General features: G+C 45.8%; 14 protein-coding genes. 7 read left to right on the top strand and 7 right to left on the bottom strand.

Translation table 11 applies throughout. The features are described from left to right. Positions 1-28 precede the first annotated feature (28 nt). Together AAA952_RS01430 and AAA952_RS01425 are read left to right on the top strand one after the other, a co-directional pair. Complete coding sequence (locus tag AAA952_RS01430; protein ID WP_338253752.1) at positions 29-1,447, top strand: DEAD/DEAH box helicase; 1,419 nt, start codon at positions 29-31, stop codon at positions 1,445-1,447. Between the two features lie 255 nt (positions 1,448-1,702). After that, positions 1,703-2,809, top strand: a complete 1,107-nt coding sequence (locus AAA952_RS01425) for a CobW family GTP-binding protein (RefSeq protein WP_338253749.1) — start codon at positions 1,703-1,705, stop codon at positions 2,807-2,809. A 78-nt stretch (positions 2,810-2,887) separates the two neighbouring features. On the opposite strand, the gene AAA952_RS01420 is transcribed toward AAA952_RS01425, so the two are convergent. Further along, on the bottom strand, positions 2,888-3,649 hold the full coding sequence (locus tag AAA952_RS01420; RefSeq protein ID WP_338253747.1) for a substrate-binding periplasmic protein: 762 nt from the start codon (positions 3,647-3,649) through the stop codon (positions 2,888-2,890). A gap of 384 nt (positions 3,650-4,033) precedes the next feature. Between AAA952_RS01420 and AAA952_RS01415 the strand changes: the two genes are divergently transcribed. Continuing rightward, the gene (locus AAA952_RS01415; RefSeq protein WP_338253745.1) at positions 4,034-4,558 is read left to right on the top strand and encodes a DUF3087 domain-containing protein; all 525 of its coding nucleotides are present in this window, start codon (positions 4,034-4,036) and stop codon (positions 4,556-4,558) included. 100 nt (positions 4,559-4,658) lie between these two features. On the opposite strand, the gene AAA952_RS01410 is transcribed toward AAA952_RS01415, so the two are convergent. Further along, a complete protein-coding gene (locus AAA952_RS01410; protein ID WP_028760700.1) occupies positions 4,659-6,200 on the bottom strand; it encodes an MFS transporter in 1,542 nt (513 codons plus the stop codon). Positions 6,201-6,600: 400 nt separating this feature from the next. Between AAA952_RS01410 and AAA952_RS01405 the strand changes: the two genes are divergently transcribed. The 4 genes from AAA952_RS01405 to AAA952_RS01390 all read left to right on the top strand — a co-directional run bounded on the left by AAA952_RS01405 (position 6,601) and on the right by AAA952_RS01390 (position 10,908). Continuing rightward, positions 6,601-7,956 carry an MATE family efflux transporter gene (locus tag AAA952_RS01405; RefSeq protein WP_028760699.1) on the top strand — a complete coding sequence of 452 codons (1,356 nt, stop codon included), beginning with the start codon at positions 6,601-6,603 and terminating at the stop codon, positions 7,954-7,956. A 388-nt stretch (positions 7,957-8,344) separates the two neighbouring features. Next, positions 8,345-9,856, top strand: a complete 1,512-nt coding sequence (bdpA, locus tag AAA952_RS01400; protein ID WP_113941018.1) for a BAR domain-like protein A BdpA — start codon at positions 8,345-8,347, stop codon at positions 9,854-9,856. Between the two features lie 121 nt (positions 9,857-9,977). Beyond that, complete coding sequence (locus AAA952_RS01395; RefSeq protein ID WP_242068337.1) at positions 9,978-10,445, top strand: DUF6386 family protein; 468 nt, start codon at positions 9,978-9,980, stop codon at positions 10,443-10,445. Positions 10,446-10,554: 109 nt separating this feature from the next. Then, entirely contained in the window at positions 10,555-10,908 is a 354-nt protein-coding gene (locus AAA952_RS01390; protein ID WP_242068336.1) for a hypothetical protein, read from the top strand. A gap of 11 nt (positions 10,909-10,919) precedes the next feature. Here the strand turns inward: AAA952_RS01390 and AAA952_RS01385 are convergent, their stop codons facing one another. The 5 genes from AAA952_RS01385 to AAA952_RS01365 all read right to left on the bottom strand — a co-directional run bounded on the left by AAA952_RS01385 (position 10,920) and on the right by AAA952_RS01365 (position 18,567). Further along, entirely contained in the window at positions 10,920-12,098 is a 1,179-nt protein-coding gene (locus AAA952_RS01385; RefSeq protein WP_338253737.1) for an AAA family ATPase, read from the bottom strand. Between the two features lie 634 nt (positions 12,099-12,732). Further along, positions 12,733-13,302 (bottom strand): LutC/YkgG family protein, encoded by a 570-nt coding sequence (locus tag AAA952_RS01380; RefSeq protein WP_263180905.1) that lies wholly within the window; start codon positions 13,300-13,302, stop codon positions 12,733-12,735. A 1-nt stretch (position 13,303) separates the two neighbouring features. Then, positions 13,304-14,698, bottom strand: a complete 1,395-nt coding sequence (locus tag AAA952_RS01375) for a lactate utilization protein B (protein ID WP_287479840.1) — start codon at positions 14,696-14,698, stop codon at positions 13,304-13,306. A gap of 10 nt (positions 14,699-14,708) precedes the next feature. Then, complete coding sequence (locus AAA952_RS01370) at positions 14,709-15,452, bottom strand: (Fe-S)-binding protein (protein ID WP_338253729.1); 744 nt, start codon at positions 15,450-15,452, stop codon at positions 14,709-14,711. Between the two features lie 310 nt (positions 15,453-15,762). Next, a complete protein-coding gene (locus AAA952_RS01365) occupies positions 15,763-18,567 on the bottom strand; it encodes an FAD-binding and (Fe-S)-binding domain-containing protein (protein WP_113941023.1) in 2,805 nt (934 codons plus the stop codon). Between the last annotated feature and the right edge of the window lie 5 nt (positions 18,568-18,572).

Raw genomic sequence — 18,572 nt, 5'->3', positions numbered from 1 at the left:
AGTTTTACTACTTAGCTAAAGAGTCCCTATGAAATTTGAAACACTCGGTTTATCTTCTCCTATTTTGAATGCGATAACTGAGTGTGGCTATCAGCAACTCACTCAAGTGCAAGAGAAAGTGATCCCGCTTGCCTTTGAAGGCAAAGACATTATGGCCTGCGCCCAAACGGGTACAGGTAAGACGGCTTCCTTTGCTCTGCCTGTACTTGAAAAGTTGGCGGCTGATTCTTTAACAAGCGACAGCAATGATAAACCGATTTTACGCGCGTTGGTGATGACTCCAACCCGCGAACTTGCGATTCAAGTCTGCGAAAATATCCAAAAATACAGCCAGTTCCTACCACTGAAAACCTTAGCGGTTTACGGCGGCGCCAACATGAATCCCCAGCGTAAAGGGGTAGAGCAGGGCGTTGATATTTTGGTGGCAACTCCTGGTCGTTTATTCGATATTATCGGCCAATTCCAGTTAGATTTGTCGAGCGTTACCACATTAGTGATTGACGAAGCCGACCGTATGTTAGACATGGGTTTTGTGCGCGACATTGAAAAAGTGAAACGCTTAATTGCGCCGCAGCATCAAACCATGTTGTTTTCAGCCACATATAGCGATGCAGTCAAACAACTCGCCGAGAAAATGCTGAATGAACCTCAGTGGGTGAATGTTGCTGACACGACTACCGCATCCACAGTTGTGCAGGAAGTCTATCGCGTTGATAAACGTCGCAAAGCCGAGCTGTTGTCTGAATTGGTTGGCCGCAACAATTGGCGCCAAGTGCTGGTGTTTGCCAGCACGAAAGAAAGCGCCGAGCATTTATTACAAGAATTAAAGCTTGATGGCATAGCCGCAGGTGTATTCCACGGCGATAAAACACAAGGCGCCCGTAATCGGGTGTTGGAAGAGTTTAAAGCCGGTAAATTGCGGGTGCTGGTGGCGACCGATGTGGCTGCTCGTGGTTTAGACATTCATGCCTTGCCTATGGTGATCAACCTTGAATTACCTTTCCTTGCCGAAGATTATATCCATCGTATTGGTCGTACAGGCCGAGCTGGATTAACCGGCCGCGCGATTTCGTTTGTTTCACCTTCTGACGATGAAATGCTCGCTGAAATTGAAGCCTTGATTGAGCAGAAACTGCCCGTGTCGGTACAACCAGGTTATGAAGAAGGCACGCCTTTACCTGCCCGTTACCGTGATGCGCCCGCGGCACCGATTAAGCCGATTGGAAAGTGGAGCCATAAGGCGCCGCAGGATCGTACTATTGGTCAGTCTCGTCAGGGTAAGTACGCGAAAGGTAAAGCACAGGACAGCAAAGCAGGTGCAGATAAATCCTCTAGCCGTACTAAGCCAGCTTCTGGCTCAGGTAAGCCGTTTAATGCAACTAAACCTAAGTCGAATTTGGTGAGCAATAAGTCAGGTTTTGGCTCTCGCACCAATAAGTCAAAATAGGCTAAGTCAAAATAAGTTCAGTCAAAATAAGCTAAGCCCAACAATCAAGGCTAATAAGTGCAAAGTGCCTATTAGCTTAGCCGTTTAACGGTTGCCTAGTTTGTTGATTAGACTGTTGAATAGTCAGTTGCATATTTTGCTACATAGCCTGTCGCTATTCTAAAAGCGCATCCTCACCGATGCGCTTTTTGTTGAGCTTCAAAGCCAATACTTCTACACTCGAGCGCCAAGCTTTCTATTCGAGCGAGTTTCCTTATGATTATCAAAGCGATTCCTACCAATATCATTACAGGTTTTTTAGGTGTAGGTAAAACCTCTCTGATTAAGCAATTGCTGGCGACTAAACCCGCGGATGAAATTTGGGCAGTACTGGTCAATGAATTTGGTGAGGTTGGCATTGATGCGGGGTTACTTAATTCCTCCGATAACGGCATACAAATTCGTGAGGTTGCGGGTGGCTGTATGTGCTGCGCCGCGGGCGTTCCGACACAAGTGGCAATCAATCAGTTGATTGCGAAAGCGAAACCTGACCGCTTATTGATTGAACCGACTGGGCTTGGGCATCCTAATGAAATCATTAAAGTACTGAGTGCGCCCCATTATCAGAATGTGATTTCACTGCGTAGCACCCTATGTTTGGTGGACGCGCGTAAGATCCACGATCCTCGCTATCGCGAACATGCAAATTTTATCCAACAGTTGCAAGTGGCCGATGTGATCATCGCAACTAAGTCTGACTTGTATGATGCTGAAAATACTAAGTTACTCTATGAATTGCAGACTTATTTAAGCCATATTGAACGTACTGATATTCCTGTAGTGAGCCACTCTAATCAACAGCCTTTACCTAGCGCTTTGCTGGACTATCTTAACCAACCAAGGCGCGTGTCACTCAATATAAATGGGCATGCTAGCGCGGGCCTAAAGCTGGGCAGCCTACCGACGACGGCCCCAAGCTTGTTTCGTGCTGGTGGTTCTCGCTTGAGTGAGTTGAGCCTCTTTGCCGAAGGTGCAATCGAAGCCGCACTTGATTTTGATGATCGCGGTATAGTGCGAAAGCAGAATCAAGGTGAAGGTTGTTTTAGCTGCGGATGGGTGTTTGAACCGAGTCAAGAATTTGATTTTGATAAATTAATGGATTTTATTCAGCGGCAAGCTCAGTCATCCAATGTTGGGCAAGTGTTGCTTAGATTAAAGGCCGTGATGATCACTACTGATGGAATTGCGGGATTTAACTGGATTGACCATGAGTTTACTGTGGTTGAACTCGATGACATCCTAGATTCCAGACTAGAAATGATTACCATGGAGGAGGTTAATTGGGACGAGATTGAGCTGCAGTTGATTGCTTGTCTTAGCTAACTGAGTTCCCCATCACTCTTTATTACAGGTGTGAGCATCGCCAAGAGGGTCAGATTTAACGGGAATAATAAGGTTGGATCAGTAAGGCAAGGTCACGCGGTATTTTTGGCCGAGTGTCGTGAGTGTGCCATTTTGGATCATCTCCTCGAAGAAGCTGTCAAAACGAATTCTTAGCGGATCAAATTTAGCTTGTTTCGGAAAAGCCATAAAGCCGTCTCGCACATCGATTATCGGCATGATTGGCGTAATTGCTTTAGGGATTTTGATTTGGGCGAGCACAGCATTTGTATTGCGACTATTGGTGGCGAGTAAATCTAAATCACCCCGCGAAAGCCGTTCTATGCCACTTTTAATATCGACAAATTCATTGATATTTAATGATTTAGTTTGTTCAGTAAACCGTGTGCCATAACTCCAGCCCTGCATTTTTCCAATCCGTTGCGTTTTAATACTGGCATAGTCGCCATTCCACACTATTTCATTGTCTGCCCGAGCATAAAACACCATATCATCGCGGTAAAATGCCTTCGCCGCAAAAACCAAGTTGGTATTACGCTCTGGGGTATCGTAGGGACCAATAAGAATATCCGCTTGGCCACGTTCAACCATAGATATAGCGCGGCGCCATGGGGTAATTTGATAGTGAATGTTCACACTTTGCTGCTGGGCGAAGCGATTCAAAATATCGACACCTAAGCCTGTATATTCTCCATTGGCTTGTAGTTCGAAAATTTGACTGAAACTCGAACCCACTGCGAGCAGGTCTTTGGCCTGTGCAGTCAAGCAAAGGCTGCTGAGCGCCAAAAAGACGACCTGTGCAAAGCCTTTGCTGAGTATCATGGCATTCCTTGTGTGGTTTGAATGCGGGAGGTTAGAACACTGTCTCTCGTAAAAGCGGCGATATCGTTATGCAATTCACTAGGGTTAAGGTTAGCAAATTTTACTCAGATTTGATTGCACGTTAACATTTTAATGTTTTGAAATAAATGGAAGATTAATCGTAAGGGCATTAAGCCGTTGATCTTCAATCGATACATCATCCTATCCCTCAGCCTGCTTAGTTACGCCTAAAAGTTTCAATTTGTATCGTTTGTAAGTGAGAATGTGAAATGTATTTTTGTTATGCGTTTAAATCAGTTAAGGCCGAATAAAGGGGATTGGGGTATGCTCTGCCATTGATTGATTTATACGCCAATGCTGGGCGGTTTATTTGAGCGGGATGTTATGAAGCTGCAGGAAATAGATAAAACCTTGTATCGTAAAAATATGAATTTATTCATTGTGATTCTAGTTGTTAGCTTAGTCGTGTTATCGCTGATTTTTGGTACTGGACTCATTGCGCTGTTTGGGGCGACGCCTGTGCCAGGTGAGCCTACAGGTAATTTCCATTTGAATCTCTTAGGCGTGATTTTCAGCCTGGGTCTGTGTAGCGCAGTGATTTACAACTTGAAGGATAAATCCTTCTTCAGCGAAATTTATTATGTGTGGCAATTAAAGCAACTCCATAATCGTATCTATCGCAAGTTGATAAAGATTAAAGCCGCTGCGGCGCAAAATGACGTGAATGCTTTGATTATATTGCTGTTTTATTACACCAGTTTAAGACAAGTGTATGCACTCGATGATAATACGCTGACCTTACCGGCACTGACTCATGATCTCAATCGTTTGAATGCACAAATCGAGAGCTTAGGCCTATTGCTTTCGCCCGAACATTTTACGCCTGAACTGCTGACGCGTCCTTTCTGATACTGATGAGGCAAGATGAGGATCGCTCCTCACCTTGCCATCATCTAGCCCTTATCTTGTCTTTGTCGTCCTTGCCCTGAATGAGGTCAGCGAGTTTCACTTAGGCGGCTTGCTGGGCTCTTTGTAGTGTGAGCAACCACTTGCCATAGATGTAAATTCCTACCGCTGAGATAGTCCCTATGGCGGCGATGATGTACCACGCCATGCCAATGTTATGGCTGTGGTACAGCAATTGGGTGAGATCGTGTGCGTTTTCACCTGTGTAACTCACCAAGGTAGTAAAGGCTTCACCTTGAGGAATGGCGCTGACCTCAGTGCTGTTCATACCGCGCTCTAGCAATAAATCCCGCGAAAACAATTCCTTTGATGCATAAATCTCGTAGAGTTTAGGGCCAAAGTAGCCTTCTAATCCCCAGCCGATCCCTTGGGGCAACATCACAAATCCCAAGTACATGGCTTTTTTGCCTTCGGGAGCAATATTACCCATAAACTCGTTTTTCTTCGGGCTAATCATCATTTCGCCAATTGAGAACATGGCTATCGCGAATACGATAAACCATGCCGCATGGAAAGCACCGATAAACACAAAAGCTAAAATACTCAGCAAACAACCAATAAACATAGCGGTAGTAATACGGTATTTAGCCGTCAGCGCCGCGACGATAAAACAGCAGGTCATAATCAGGCCCGCATTAAGGTTGAGCATGCCTTCGGGCATCACCTTAGTGCCTTCGTTATTGAGGCCAAGCCAAAATTGCAGAATGCCGTTACTGGTGCCTTCGCTGCCAAAGAGGGAGGTGACGATTACGCTGGTATCGACCCATTCGGAAATATGGATAGGCAGCACATCGAATAAGGCATTGAACAAGAACCAAAATCCTGAAAAAACGAGCATATAGTAGATTACAATCGGCTTTTTCAACTCGCGCCAAGCATCACGCCACAGGGATTCTTGTTCGACTTCACCTGATTTTATTTGCTTATTGCGTTCCAGTCGCTCGGCTTTACCTGGCTCGGTATAGGTGAGTAAGAATAAGAAGTTGAGTGAGATAATCGCGGCGCAGGCGAAAAATACATTGTCCCACGACAATTGGCGCATATGCACGGCAACTAAGGGTCCGAGGAAACCGCCAATGTTTACAACTTGGTAAAAAATGCCCCAAGCCATTGAAGTGTTATTGCGATTAGTGGACAGCACTAAGGTGCCTTGAATGCCCGGTTTAAATATCCCTGTGCCTATGGCAAGGAGTAATGCACCGACAAGGAAGCCCCAAAAGCTGGGGAAGAATGCCATGACGAGATAGCCAAAGATTTTAATGATGGTGGAGCCGAAGATGGTTTCTTTGTAGCCCACTCGGTCAGACATGCCACCGGTGAACACGGGCACAAAGGTTTGCATGATCGCCCAGAGGGAAATAATAATGCCGTAGTCACTTAGGCTGATCCCAAGGCCGCCCGCAGACTCTGGCGCTTTAGCGTAAAGTCCTGCACTGGCTTTAACACCGTAGTAGGCGATACGCTCGACTAACTCCATACCGCCAACTAACCAAAACACATAACCTAAGCTAGTAATGGAGGCCCACATGCCGAGCTGTTTGACTTCTCGCAGATCGTTGCCTGCATTTGGACTATTCTGACTCATGTCCTTCCCTTATTATTGTTATTGAATTTATTTCTATTTAACCCATTAATTATCAAAAGCTTAAATTTATGAAGTTAATGATTTCATCTTGCTTAAATACGTTAATGGGCTTGCTTGAACGGATACTTTACCTAATTCGGCCTTAAACACCAAAAAAGTAGCAGAAAATGATGAATTAACCCACATCTGTTATTGAACTGTACTGAGTTTGTCATTTGGCTGAAATTGGACTGTTTCTGCTTAAGTCATTGTGATTATTAATCTTTATTGTTAATTATTCATAATGAACATGCTTTGAGTTCTCGCTATTTTTAGGTACAATCCATTGTCGCATTTTTGTTCACCCGATCATTTTTCTAGATAGATACGACTCTAGCCCCCCTTTTTGTGAGAAACGCTAATGACAGCAACAACATCTAATCATGCTCCTGCGGATATGAGCTTGCTCGAGGAGCCGATTGCGAAGCTTTTTTGGCGCTATACCATACCCACCATAGCCTCTATGTTGGTCACGGGCGTATATGTGACAATTGATGGCATCTTTGTTGGCCACTATTTAGGTGAAACAGGGCTGGCGGGGATGATGCTAGCTTACCCTGTGGGCGCGATTTTATACGCTATTGGCGCCATGATAGGTATGGGTAGCGCGGCATTAGTGTCAATCAATCTTGGCCAAGGTAATGTAGTCAAGGCCCGTAAACTACTGGGTAATGCCTTTACGTTATGTTTATTAACGGGATGCTTTTTTGCCCTTGTTGGTGGGATATTCTCGCGAGATATTTTGGTTGCCCTTGGGGCGCAAGGGGAGATGCTCGAAAATGCTAACGAATACTTATTCTGGTATTTTGCACTGTGTCATTTCCCCATAATTTCAATGACCTTCACCACACTGCTGCGTAATGATGGCAGGCCATCCATGGTGACTTGGGTGCTGATTTTGGGTGGTGTATTAAACACTTTCTTAGACTGGCTGTTTATTGTGGTTTTCCCCTTTGGTTTAGCAGGTGCAGCGATTGCGACTATGTTGTCGCAGGCGGTAACGGGGCTTTTGTGTTTACAGCATTTTTTCAGTCCGCGCACTCAGCTTAAAATCACTTTTGAGCAGATGAAGCTCAAGCTCGATAATTGCCTTAATATAGCCCGCGTTGGTTTCCCCAGCTTTTTGATGAATCTGTATTTGTCGATAGTGTTAACCCTGCATAATACGGCTTTTTTGTGGGTTGGCGGTCCATTACATGTGGCGGCCTATGGTGTGGTGAGTTACACAGAAGCGTTTTTCTATCTGATTTTTGAGGGCATTGCGCTTGGTACTCAACCCATTTATAGCTTTAACGCGGGAGCTGGGCGCTTTGACAGGGTAAAACAAGCGCGCAATATTGCCTTTGGTATGACGTTACTCACCGCAGCCTTAGGTTTAGCGCTGATTTATTCTCGCCCTGAATGGTTAGTGTATTTGTTTGCCGGTGATAATCCGAATTTAACACCAGTGGCGATTGAAGGTATGCGCTGGTATTTTTGGGGCTTGCCTATGGAAGGCTTAATCTTAGTTGGTGCGAGTTTCTTCCAAGCGATTAATTGTTCGAAACAAGCTTCTATGCTGACGGGCGCTAAGCTTATTCTTATCGCTGCGATCATCTACTGCTTTGCATGGGCGTTCGGCGTGATTGGTGTGTGGGTGTCGCTCGCGACCTGTAGCACTATCTTGACGATATGGATGTTTTACGCCATGAAGCGAGTCGAGGCACGTCTGCATTAATCCTTGCTTTGGTTTGTATTGGTTTCGCCTGATTTATTGACAAGACAAGGGGCGAGGCAAGTAACCTGTAGCCGGGGCATAAGTGTTTAGTTTTACGTAAATTTTACAATTGGGGTGATTAATGGCCCCGATTGTAATTGCCTACATATCTTTCGTCGTTAAACATGACTTAGGGCTAGCGTGGGATGATGGCCTCTGGTACATTTCGCTGGTTTAATCTGCAATCAAAAATGACTTATCCAAGCGTGCTGTTGAGCCGAGGCTATAGCCCTCAATTAACAGACTGAGTTCGCTTAGGCTTTTGGGTCGATTGATTGTTGATATGACTGGGTATTGAGCCGAATGACTCGCTCGTTGATTTTAGTAATTTATGTTTTATGAGGCCCTTATGCGCACCACTGCAGTCATTTCTATGCTGTTGCTTGGCGTGTTAACGACAGTTAATGCCAGTGCCAAAGAGAATGAGTTAGTGTTTGCCAGCGACTTCGAAGGCAATCGTTTATCTCAACCTTGGTCGTGGATCATGGGTTGTCAATTTGAAGGCGCTGAACCTCACACAGGTGAAAGTGCGCTGCTTTGCGTCGAAGGCAATAGCAGTATCGTCAGTAAGTACCCTATTTCTGAAGCGGGTCTATTAGAGTTTTGGGTCAAAACCCAGAATACTCAAACCCAATATCGAATCAATGTATTGACCTCTCCGGTATTAAAGCTCGATGCCCAGTGGCAGCATGTTGCTTTAATCGATATCACCCCTGGGGCTAACGAATATTTAGCACACCGAGTGTCTATTGATGATCCGAGTCGCCAATATATCCGTCTTGATATTGAGGCCATTAATGGCCCTATCAGTTTGGACGATTTGAGCTTAGGTAAAATTCGCCTTGATATGGCCCTGCAAAAAAATGAGCAGAAAATTATCGGCGGGATTTTAGATAAGCTGAAAGCTGACAAGAATTACGAAGTGCAGTCTGAGTCATTTCGTACTTTAGGTAAAAATTATGCCGCCCAGCTCGAGAGCCAAAGACAATACCTCGAGTATTCGAATGCTATTTATTCAAGTATCACCTTTGTGTTGGCGACGTCTGAGCGCAATAAAATGTCTAACCCTATGGGATATAACACCTTTAGGTCGGTTTTAACTGACGCTAAACGTGTGGCATCGCCTCTCCAACAGGCGCGTTTAGGCTCTATGGTGAAACCCTTTGGTGACTTGGCTACTGCCACCTTAAACGTGGTCAGTGCCGGTGCGTATTCTGCCTTTGCCGAACCCTTTAAGTCATTCTTAGCTGCGACTTTTGATCGTTCTAATTATGACAACAGTGACTTAAGCCGTAGTGATAAAAAGTTTGCTGAAGAAAATGGCCTGAAAATTTATCAGCAGGCCGAACGGTTTATGTCTGAAATCGAAAAAGAACTGCAACAAGTCACTGCACTCGACAATGATTTAGTCAGTATGCAGAAGAACTTAGATAATTTCCGTAAGGATCTCGACAAGCATCTGCGCAGTTACTTACAGCATGCCAGTATTGCCCGCACACCTGAAAATTACAGCCGAGTGATGAGTAAAGACGAGCAGGCACGCGCGCTGGTGATTGCCGAGGCGAGTGCCAATATCAGTGCTAAAGCTGAGGCGCTATTGGCTTCGAACAGCAATGCAGAGTTAGTGCAGTACATGATTAAAACCACTGAGAAGATTGATGAATTTCAAGAGTTCAAGGAACGTTTTAATCAGATCACTTCGGCCATGCTGACCTTCTACGACAAATTTGAGCGCTCAATTGCCGCCGAGCAAAACCCCTTTACCGATCCTAGCGATCGCGCCGTGTGGGAGCAGCACGCCAAAAGCGCCCGTAACTACATTCGCCAGTCGAAGGAAGCGTTCACTAAGGCCTTTATGTAAAGGATTGTTGTAATTAAGTGGTAGTAACGGCCTAAAATTATGGCGATTTTTCTATTTTAGGTTTGGAGTTATCAAGGATAAAACAGGTAGTCAGAATCATTTCTGTTAGTGGGCAAGGATGATGAGTAAACCCTATACAACAACTCGGTTTGACACAGATACCGCCACAATGGCGATATTTGATCCCGCGGCATTAACTCATCGCTGTGAAGATACGGCTGATTGGTGGTCTGTGCCGAGTGACGAAATTTTGGAAATCAATCAAGGTCATGTGCTATTCGTAGGACTTGGCGCCGATGGCTGTTATGAGGTTGAAATTTTCCGTAAGCTAGGTGAGGCTGGGCTCAATTCGAATTATCTCTCTGCAAACTTAACAATATTGTCAGGGTGCCTGTATATTGGCGCCGCCGAGCAAGTTCCAGCAGGAGATCTTGGGCCTGAAACAACCTATGGCGGCGCTTTAATTTATGCTGTGCGAGGGAATATTGAGGTGAGAGTGTATCGGCTTACACCCCATAAACTGGTGGTTGAATATGAGTCAACCTCTGAAGATGTACTAAACGAGTTTACGTCTAGCCCATTACTTTAAGCGGCTTACTTTATTCGCTACCATTTTTAATCCCTATACGGGCTGTTAAACACCAAAGGTAACTTGCTAATCATCAGGAGTAAAAAAGCAATTTAACATTATGAGTTCTATGATGAATAATACTAAATGGCGCGAATGTATGACGCTGTTAGCTTCTCGTCCTGTGTATTTGCAACTACAGTTGGTCGGTGAAGAGGACTTTCCTCTCGATTATGAAGCCTCAAATCAAGTGTTATCCGAGATCATGGCTACTGATTGTCTTTTTGTGCAAAGGTGTATTCGCTATAAATCCATTAACGCGATTAGAATTGCGAAAACCGTTTTTCCCGCCGGTTTGGCGGATGACAATGTATTTCTGCTTGCTGAATTAAAAATCAGATTACAGCAACTCGGCCAGTTACCACTAATTGAAGACGATCAGTTTATTGTTATTCATGGCTATCATGACCTCATGGTTTGTTGAATCCAGAGCATCTACACTGGCTTACAACACACACCATATCTTAAGTTCGCTCTGCGATGGAGTTCATAGACTTCACAACCTAACAATGGCTCAGTTCTATTAAGAACTGCGCCAAAACGCTCAAAGTAGTCTTCATTAACTTGTTTTGCACTGATAAGTGGTACTTCAATACTGACATCTACACGACCTTTACGTATCAACGCTGGGTCAAGATTATCAGGATGATTTGTGGTCATGATTACAAGGCAGTCATCAAGAGGAATGATTCCGTCTAACGCGTTTAGAACGCCACCTAAAGTGAGTGGTGGGTTATCTACATTGCTTTCAGCAGTACGTGATACCGTAGCCTTTACACAGTCACAGTCCTCTATTAACAACATAGCTCCGGGTGGTACCTTTCTAATCGCCTTATGAATAGTGGCATCATTTACAGTCGATAGATTCAATATGTATAGATCGCGATGATACTCAACAGCTAAGGCTCTCGCTATACCCGTCTTACCCGTACCCGTTTTTCCATGTAACAGTATGGTTAGCTTACTTACAACCGATTTCCCTCTACTTGCGAAGTTATCAACTTCTCCCATCAACTTCTGCTTAAACCCTTCATCTAGCACTAATTCACTAAAACCCGATGATTTCAATGTGCCATAGCGACACCATTCGGTTTCTTCGAAAATATTCACTTTCGGCTCGGTAGAGATGTCTCCACGAGTATCTTCTAAAAAACGATATAGTTTATCTTTTGCCCACCATGGTGCACTTACAGTAATAGTATCGTATGCCATCGTACTATCGACCTTAGATCGGGTAGCCAACATGAAACAACCACCGTATTTAAACAGGTGCATACCGTAGCCGATAGACTTAACACTGACACGCCCGTCGTAACTCACACTATAGTCATAGTACACAGCCTCAGAGATAGAGCGTGAAAAAAACGGAATAGTAGTATTACTGATCAAAAAGGACAGTTTATTGAATACCTCTGTGCGCGCCTGATGACTATCGTCTATAGTGAGCCGCACAAACAGCAGACTACTGAGCCAACTTAACAGCTTCGCGGGGACATCTTTTAGCATATAGCCTACGAGTCCAATTAACGTTAATGTTAATACTCCAACAATGACAGCCGTCAACAAAGGATCACCATTGGTGAGCGCCTTTATTTGTAGTAATACCTCGTTCATTTACTCACCTTTACTATAAATGCCTAATAGACATAGTCGAGAATACAGCCAACCGAGTCGAGGATACTACTAAGGTATCCTCAGTATGTGCGCTATCGCACGTGGTTAAAGCGACTTGATAAAGATCCCCTACTTATCACTAGCGATTGCCATAGGTCGTAGCAATATCACATTTTAAATCAACATCTTAATATTGGATTGATATTTAAGTGTTCACTAACGTATGCAGATAAATGTCAGAGATGGCGCCGTTCATCAAAGAGCTGGACGGGGCGACCCTGCATCCGCGGATTGACTTGAACAACATCCGTGTTTAACTACCAGTTCGCTATCTGATAGGCAGGACGCCTGAATGTCGTGCAATGCAGGGATGCATGAGAACGACCATGGCTCTCGTTCATAAGCTTAGAGGCCCTAGGTTTCTATTCACCGAGTCGGCGAGTGAATGCCATGGCAAGCCTGTAAACTGCTCGTCAATAAACGTTAATTGGTAAGCTGTGTTAGTGGTTTATCAGCCTACAACTCAAATATCATTCAGCGAAGTCTCAATAAGAAAGCCGCTAATGAAGGCGGCTTTCGTGTTCGATTGTCCTGTAACCCTTGAATTTTCTCGGTTACATTAAATCTCGAGGCATTAGAGCAAATACACGTTCAAGCTGCAGGCGCCGTGGGCACCGACGACGAGGGCTTGTTCGATATCGGCGGTTTTTGATGGACCCGCGATAAACACCCCGAACTCACCTGAGGCTAACGTGATTTCTTTAGCTGCCTGATGTAGGGTCGGCACAATCTTATTCGCTGGCAGGGCTAAGATCAGGTTTTCACAGATAAAAGGCGTGACTCTGTGGCCTAGATTCTTATTGTTCACCCAAATGGCACCGTTTTCGGCAACGCCAATGTCACCTGGGATCACTGCATAATCTATGTTTTTGAGCTCGTGGGCAGTGGGTGGCATTTCACGGTTTGCCGTGACACCCTCTACAAGGGAGATGACCTGTAACCCTTGGGCGATATGTTCATCGACTTTGGCTTGCAGGGCGACTAAGCCACCATCTTTATGCAGCGTACCCGCGACAGTATTGAGGTTGGTCTCGAACTGGCCGACGAGATTTTCGACCCTTGGCGTCACATCTATGCTTGGCATAGGATGATTTGTTAAGGCCGACAGTTTGAGCGCATTGAGAATTTCAAGTTTACTAGACATCTTATAGGCTCCTGTGTTTCTTAAACCAAGCTTCGAAGCTGGAGTTCGGGGCGACGGGCAGTTCACGGTATTTACCCCATGCACCGCTAAAGGGTTTTAACAGACTACCCGGTAGAATGCGCAGCGCAGTTCTCGCCATACTCATAGAGCAGTTCAGCATGGTTTCGCTTGCCATAAATTTACCCACTAATGGCATGTAACTGTTTTTGCCATAGGGGAGTTTTCCGGCTTCAGCCTTAAGGCGTCTGTGGTGGAAAATAATCTTATCGAGCGGCACCTTAGTTGGGCAGATATAGGTACAGCTGCCACACAAGGTACAGGCCCAGGCAATCGAGTTAGTGTCATCAATCTTAGCGCCCACTGCGATACCAATTGGGCCAGGGATGGTGTAGTTGTAGCTGTAACCGCCGGAGCGACGATACACAGGACAGGTATTGAGGCAACCACCACAACGAATACACTTCAATGATTCTGCGAGGATTTTATCCTTGAGCATCTCAGTGCGGCCATTGTCGACGATAATAATGTGCATCTCACCTTCGGGCTGTGGGCCACGGTAAAAGGCGCTATAAGTCGTGACAGGTTGGCCAGTGGCGTTGCGCGCTAGTGTGCGTAGCAAGACGGCTGCGCTATCGATATCGGGCACCACTTTGTCGATGCCCATTGAATGCAACTGCAACTTAGGCAGGTTAGCACCCATGTCGGCGTTGCCTTCGTTCGTGCAGACCACCACGGCGCCTTTATCGGCAATCGCCATGTTCACGCCTGTCATCGCGGCATCGGCGCTAAGGAACTGTTCACGCAAGTGGGCACGGGCGGCACGGGTTAAATACAAGGGATCGGCTGCCCCTGCTTTAGTGCCGAGTTTCTCATGGAAGAGTTCGCCGACTTCTTCCTTTTTCATATGGATAGCGGGCACGACTATGTGTGATGGTGGCATTTTGGCGAGCTGAATAATCCGCTCACCTAAGTCGGTATCTATGACCTCAATGCCACGTTGTTCTAAGTACGGATTGAGGTGACATTCCTCGGTCAGCATAGACTTAGACTTCACCAACTTTTTGACTTTATGGCGGGATAAAATGTCATGCACGATACGATTGTGCTCTGCGCCATCTTTCGCCCAATGGACTTGTATGCCGTTGGCGATACAGTTTTGTTCAAAGGTTTCAAGATATTGAGCAAGATGGGTTAGCGTGTGGAGCTTAATTTCTGAGCCAAGCTGGCGCAGTTGTTCCCATTCTGGGATGCAACCCGCGGCGCGGTCGCGTTTTTCTCTGAGCATCCATAGCGCTTTTGAATGCCAGTCGACACGGGTTTCGTCGCGGCAAAAAATATCGGCTTTATGGGCATGGACTTGGGAGCCATTAGCTCCGTGATTATGATTGTAAGCCATGGTGAGTCTCCTAGAGCGCGGCGTTTAGCACTTGCGCTATGTGGCGAATTTCAATCGGCAATTGCTGTCTGCGGATCATGCCATCGAGGTGCAGCAGGCATGAGGGATCAAAACCCACCACATACTCAGCACCCGTTGCGGCGTGGGCGTGGGCCTTGTCTTTGCCCATCTTGGCCGACACTGCGCCTTCATCGACGGCGAAGGTGCCACCAAAGCCGCAGCATTCGTCACGGCGGTCTGGATACACTATGTCTATGCCGGCAATATTGGCCAATACAGCTTCGACTTTGTTGAATCTTGGTCCCATTTGCTCACTTGGGGTGGCAAGGCTTAACATGCGAATGCCATGGCAACTTAGTTGCAGGCTTACCTTGTGCGCGAAGGGCTTGGTAAAGGCGGGAATCGGCGCGATATCGTGCAAAAACTCTGTGAGTTCATAGAGTTTGTTGATCACAGCTTGTGCTTCTGGGCTGCTATCAAACTCGTGGAAGTTTTCTTTGGCGGCCACTAAACAAGAGGCGGCAGGGCAAACAATAGCGTCGCATTCCACTCCTTTAAAGGCGTTGAGCAATTTAAGAGTGGTACTGCGTGCTGCATCGAAGCAACCCGAGTTTGTCATCGGCTGGCCACAGCATGTTTGACCCGCGGGTAGAATCACTTGGTGCCCGAGTTTCTCTAATAATTCCAAGGTGGCAATCGCGACCTCTGGCATCATTTGATTGACTAGACACGGGATGAAAAGGGCGATTTTCATTGTGTTTTCTCTTTCTTGTTAGTGAACGACATTGCCTTGCAGTGTGACCCAATATCCACACTAATGCTAAGGTAGTTGATCAAATATAGGCCTATCTTAGCGGAATAAGTAGCCCTAATTTAGTAAATGAGCTTGTAGATTTTTTCAAAAATGAGAATATTTTAACTTGATGATTATATTGATTTTAAAATGTATTTATTCAGGTTTTAAATTCTCAAAAAATACTTAATGACAAATAAATGAGAATAGTTCGCTTATATAAACAAACGGGGCTAAAAATAGCCCCGTTGTTTACTACTGTCATACCAGATTAGCGGCTGCACTCTTCGAGCAGATAAGCTAAGTGGCGGTAGGAAATGCCGCTGTGTTGGGTCAAACCGACTTCGCACATACGGTTGGCGTAATAGCCTTCCTTAATCTCGACAGGAATGAGCTTTTTGATATTACGCAGTGCGCTGGCGTTGATTTCAGGCTTATACAAGCCTTTTTCACCCGCGTAACCGCAGCAGTCAATTCCCGCAGGTTTGAGCACTTGTGCAGAGCAGGCATCGGCGATTGCTTGCATCTTAGGTTCAAGTTTCATCTTGCGTGCGCTACAACCTAAGTGCAGTGCCACATTGACTTTTTTGCTGATGTTGAGCTTAGTCAGTAGCTTGTCGTGCATAAACTCAACTAAGTCGATAATTTGTACTTTTGGATTACCTGACAAAGTGCGGTAGGTGCAAGACAGGGCATCGACGATCACTGGCAGCTTGCCACCATTGGTCATCTTGCTCACGGCATCGATAAGTTCTTGGCGTTTGGCATCGGCGTTTTTAAAGTCGCCCTTAGATTCCCACATCTGGCCGCAACATAAATCGCGGGTTTTTTCTGGCGTGATGACGTTATAGCCAGCACGTTCCAGCAGCGTGACGACCACCTCTGGCAAAGTGCGGTTATCGGGATCTTTTGGCGTCGGACCAAAGGTTCTGCCGCCACAGGCTGGGAAGTAAACCACTGTTTCTTGGCCAACTTTAGCGGGAGATGGTTTTGGCAATTTGCCGCCTTTCGGGAAATCGGGGTTCCAATAAGGCACTTCTTTTGAAATCAAACGGCCGGTTTTCATTAGGGCACTGGTAATGTTATCGCCAGTGATCTTGTGGATCACGCCAAGCATGTCAAAACCTGAACTGATAACCTGGTTAACTGCGCCAAAGTGTTTGGCTTGGAAATCTAAGACTTTTTGTTCAGTAGTGCTGATGTACGGCGTGCGCAGTTTACGCACCAGTTGGCCCATGCTGTTATCCACTGGGCAAGCAATAGTACAAAGCTGGCAGGCGGCACAGGTATCAACTACATCGTATTTAGCGGCGGCGCGCATTTCTGCTGCGGCGGCTTTATCACCGGATTGTTCTAAACGTTCGATTTCACGCAGAGTCGCAATACGCTGACGAGGTGAGAAGTTGAGTGCCGATGTTGGGCAGGTTTTTTCACAGAAACCACATTCGATACATTTATCAACAAAATCATCGACCACAGGGCAGGGCTTGATGTTTTTAACGTGGACATTGCTATCGTCGTTAAGAATAACGCCTGGGTTTAGAATGCCTTGTGGATCAAATACTTGTTTGATGCTCTTCATCAAAGTGTAAGCATCTTGTCCCCATTCTTTTTCGACGAACGGCGCGACAGCACGGCCAGTACCATGCTCGGCTTTCATTGAACCGTCGTACTTGTTAATCACCATGTCGGCAATATCATCCATAAAGGCATGGAAACGATCGATATCGGCTTGAGTCGAGAAGGTGGGGGTAATGATAAAGTGGAAGTTCCCCGCAAGAGCATGGCCATAAATACAGCCTTCAGGGTAACCATGTTTATGGAAAAGCTCAGTGATATCGTGCGCCGCAGCAGCAAGGTGCTCTAGTTCAAAGGCTACGTCTTCGATGATAACTGAGGTTCCCTTTGGACGCTCACCACCTACAATCGGGAACAAGCCTTTGCGCATTGCCCAGTATTTGTCATAAACCGCTGGATTAGTACTAAATTCCATTGGGCGGATAAAGTCAAAGCCGGCGAGTTTCGCGGTGACATCTTGAGTATAATTTTCTAAGGTTTTGTCGTCATCAGCACGGGATTCTATCAGTAGAATAGCGGATAGGGCCGGTAATTCTGATAACCAATCTGGCATGCCAGGCTTGCCCGTTACTGCTTTGATTGATGGCCAATCAAGGAGTTCAGCAGCAGAAACGCTTTCACCGTTTATCAGTGGTATGGCTCGTGCGGCATCTTCCATATTATGGAATACGGCCATAGCTGAGGCTTTAAATTTAGCCTCATTCACTGTGTGATAAGTGACTTCATTAATAAAGGCTAAGGTGCCTTCCATCCCCACCATTAAGTGGTTGATGATGTCAAATGGGTCGGTAAAATCGAGTAACGAATTGATGCCGTAGCCGGTGGTATTTTTAATGGAATACTTTTTACGAATTCTGTCCGCTAACACTGTGTTATGGCGAGTCATGTGCGACAGTTCTGTCAGCGCATCCAGTATTTTTCCATGGGATTTAACAAAGGCAGCTTTTGATTTTTCACAGCCTGTATCGAGTTCAGTACCATCTGCAAAAAGAAGTTTCGCGGAAGCGATAGTTTGGTAACTGTTTTGCGCAGTACCACAGCACATTCCCGAAGCATTGTTTGCCACAATACCACCAATTTTGGCGGAGCCTATGGTGGCGGGATCGGGACCAATTTTGCGGTTAAGCGGCGCGAGTACGGCGTTAGCGTCGGAACCAATGACAGCCGCACCTAAGGTGATTTGTTTGGCATCGCTACTGACTTCAATCTTTCTAAAACCATCATGGCCAAGGATCAACAAAATACCTTCACCGATAGCTTGGCCAGATAAACTGGTTCCAGCGGCCCTAAACGTGACGGGTGCATCATGCTTACGGGCAACGGCTAATGTGAGCTTTACCTGTTCTAGGGTTTCTGCATGGACAACCACTTCTGGGACTATCCTGAAGTAGCTTGCATCGGTGGACCAGGCAAAACGGCGAACGGGATCATCCGTCACGGGATGATCACCTAATTGCGTTCTTAGATCATCGATGACCAGTTTATAGTTAATCGACATAGCAT

Source organism: Shewanella sp. M-Br (assembly GCF_036245925.1).
Lineage (GTDB): Bacteria > Pseudomonadota > Gammaproteobacteria > Enterobacterales > Shewanellaceae > Shewanella > Shewanella oncorhynchi.
Note: the sequence above shows the minus strand (reverse complement) of the source record. Positions and strands in the feature narration are given on the sequence as shown.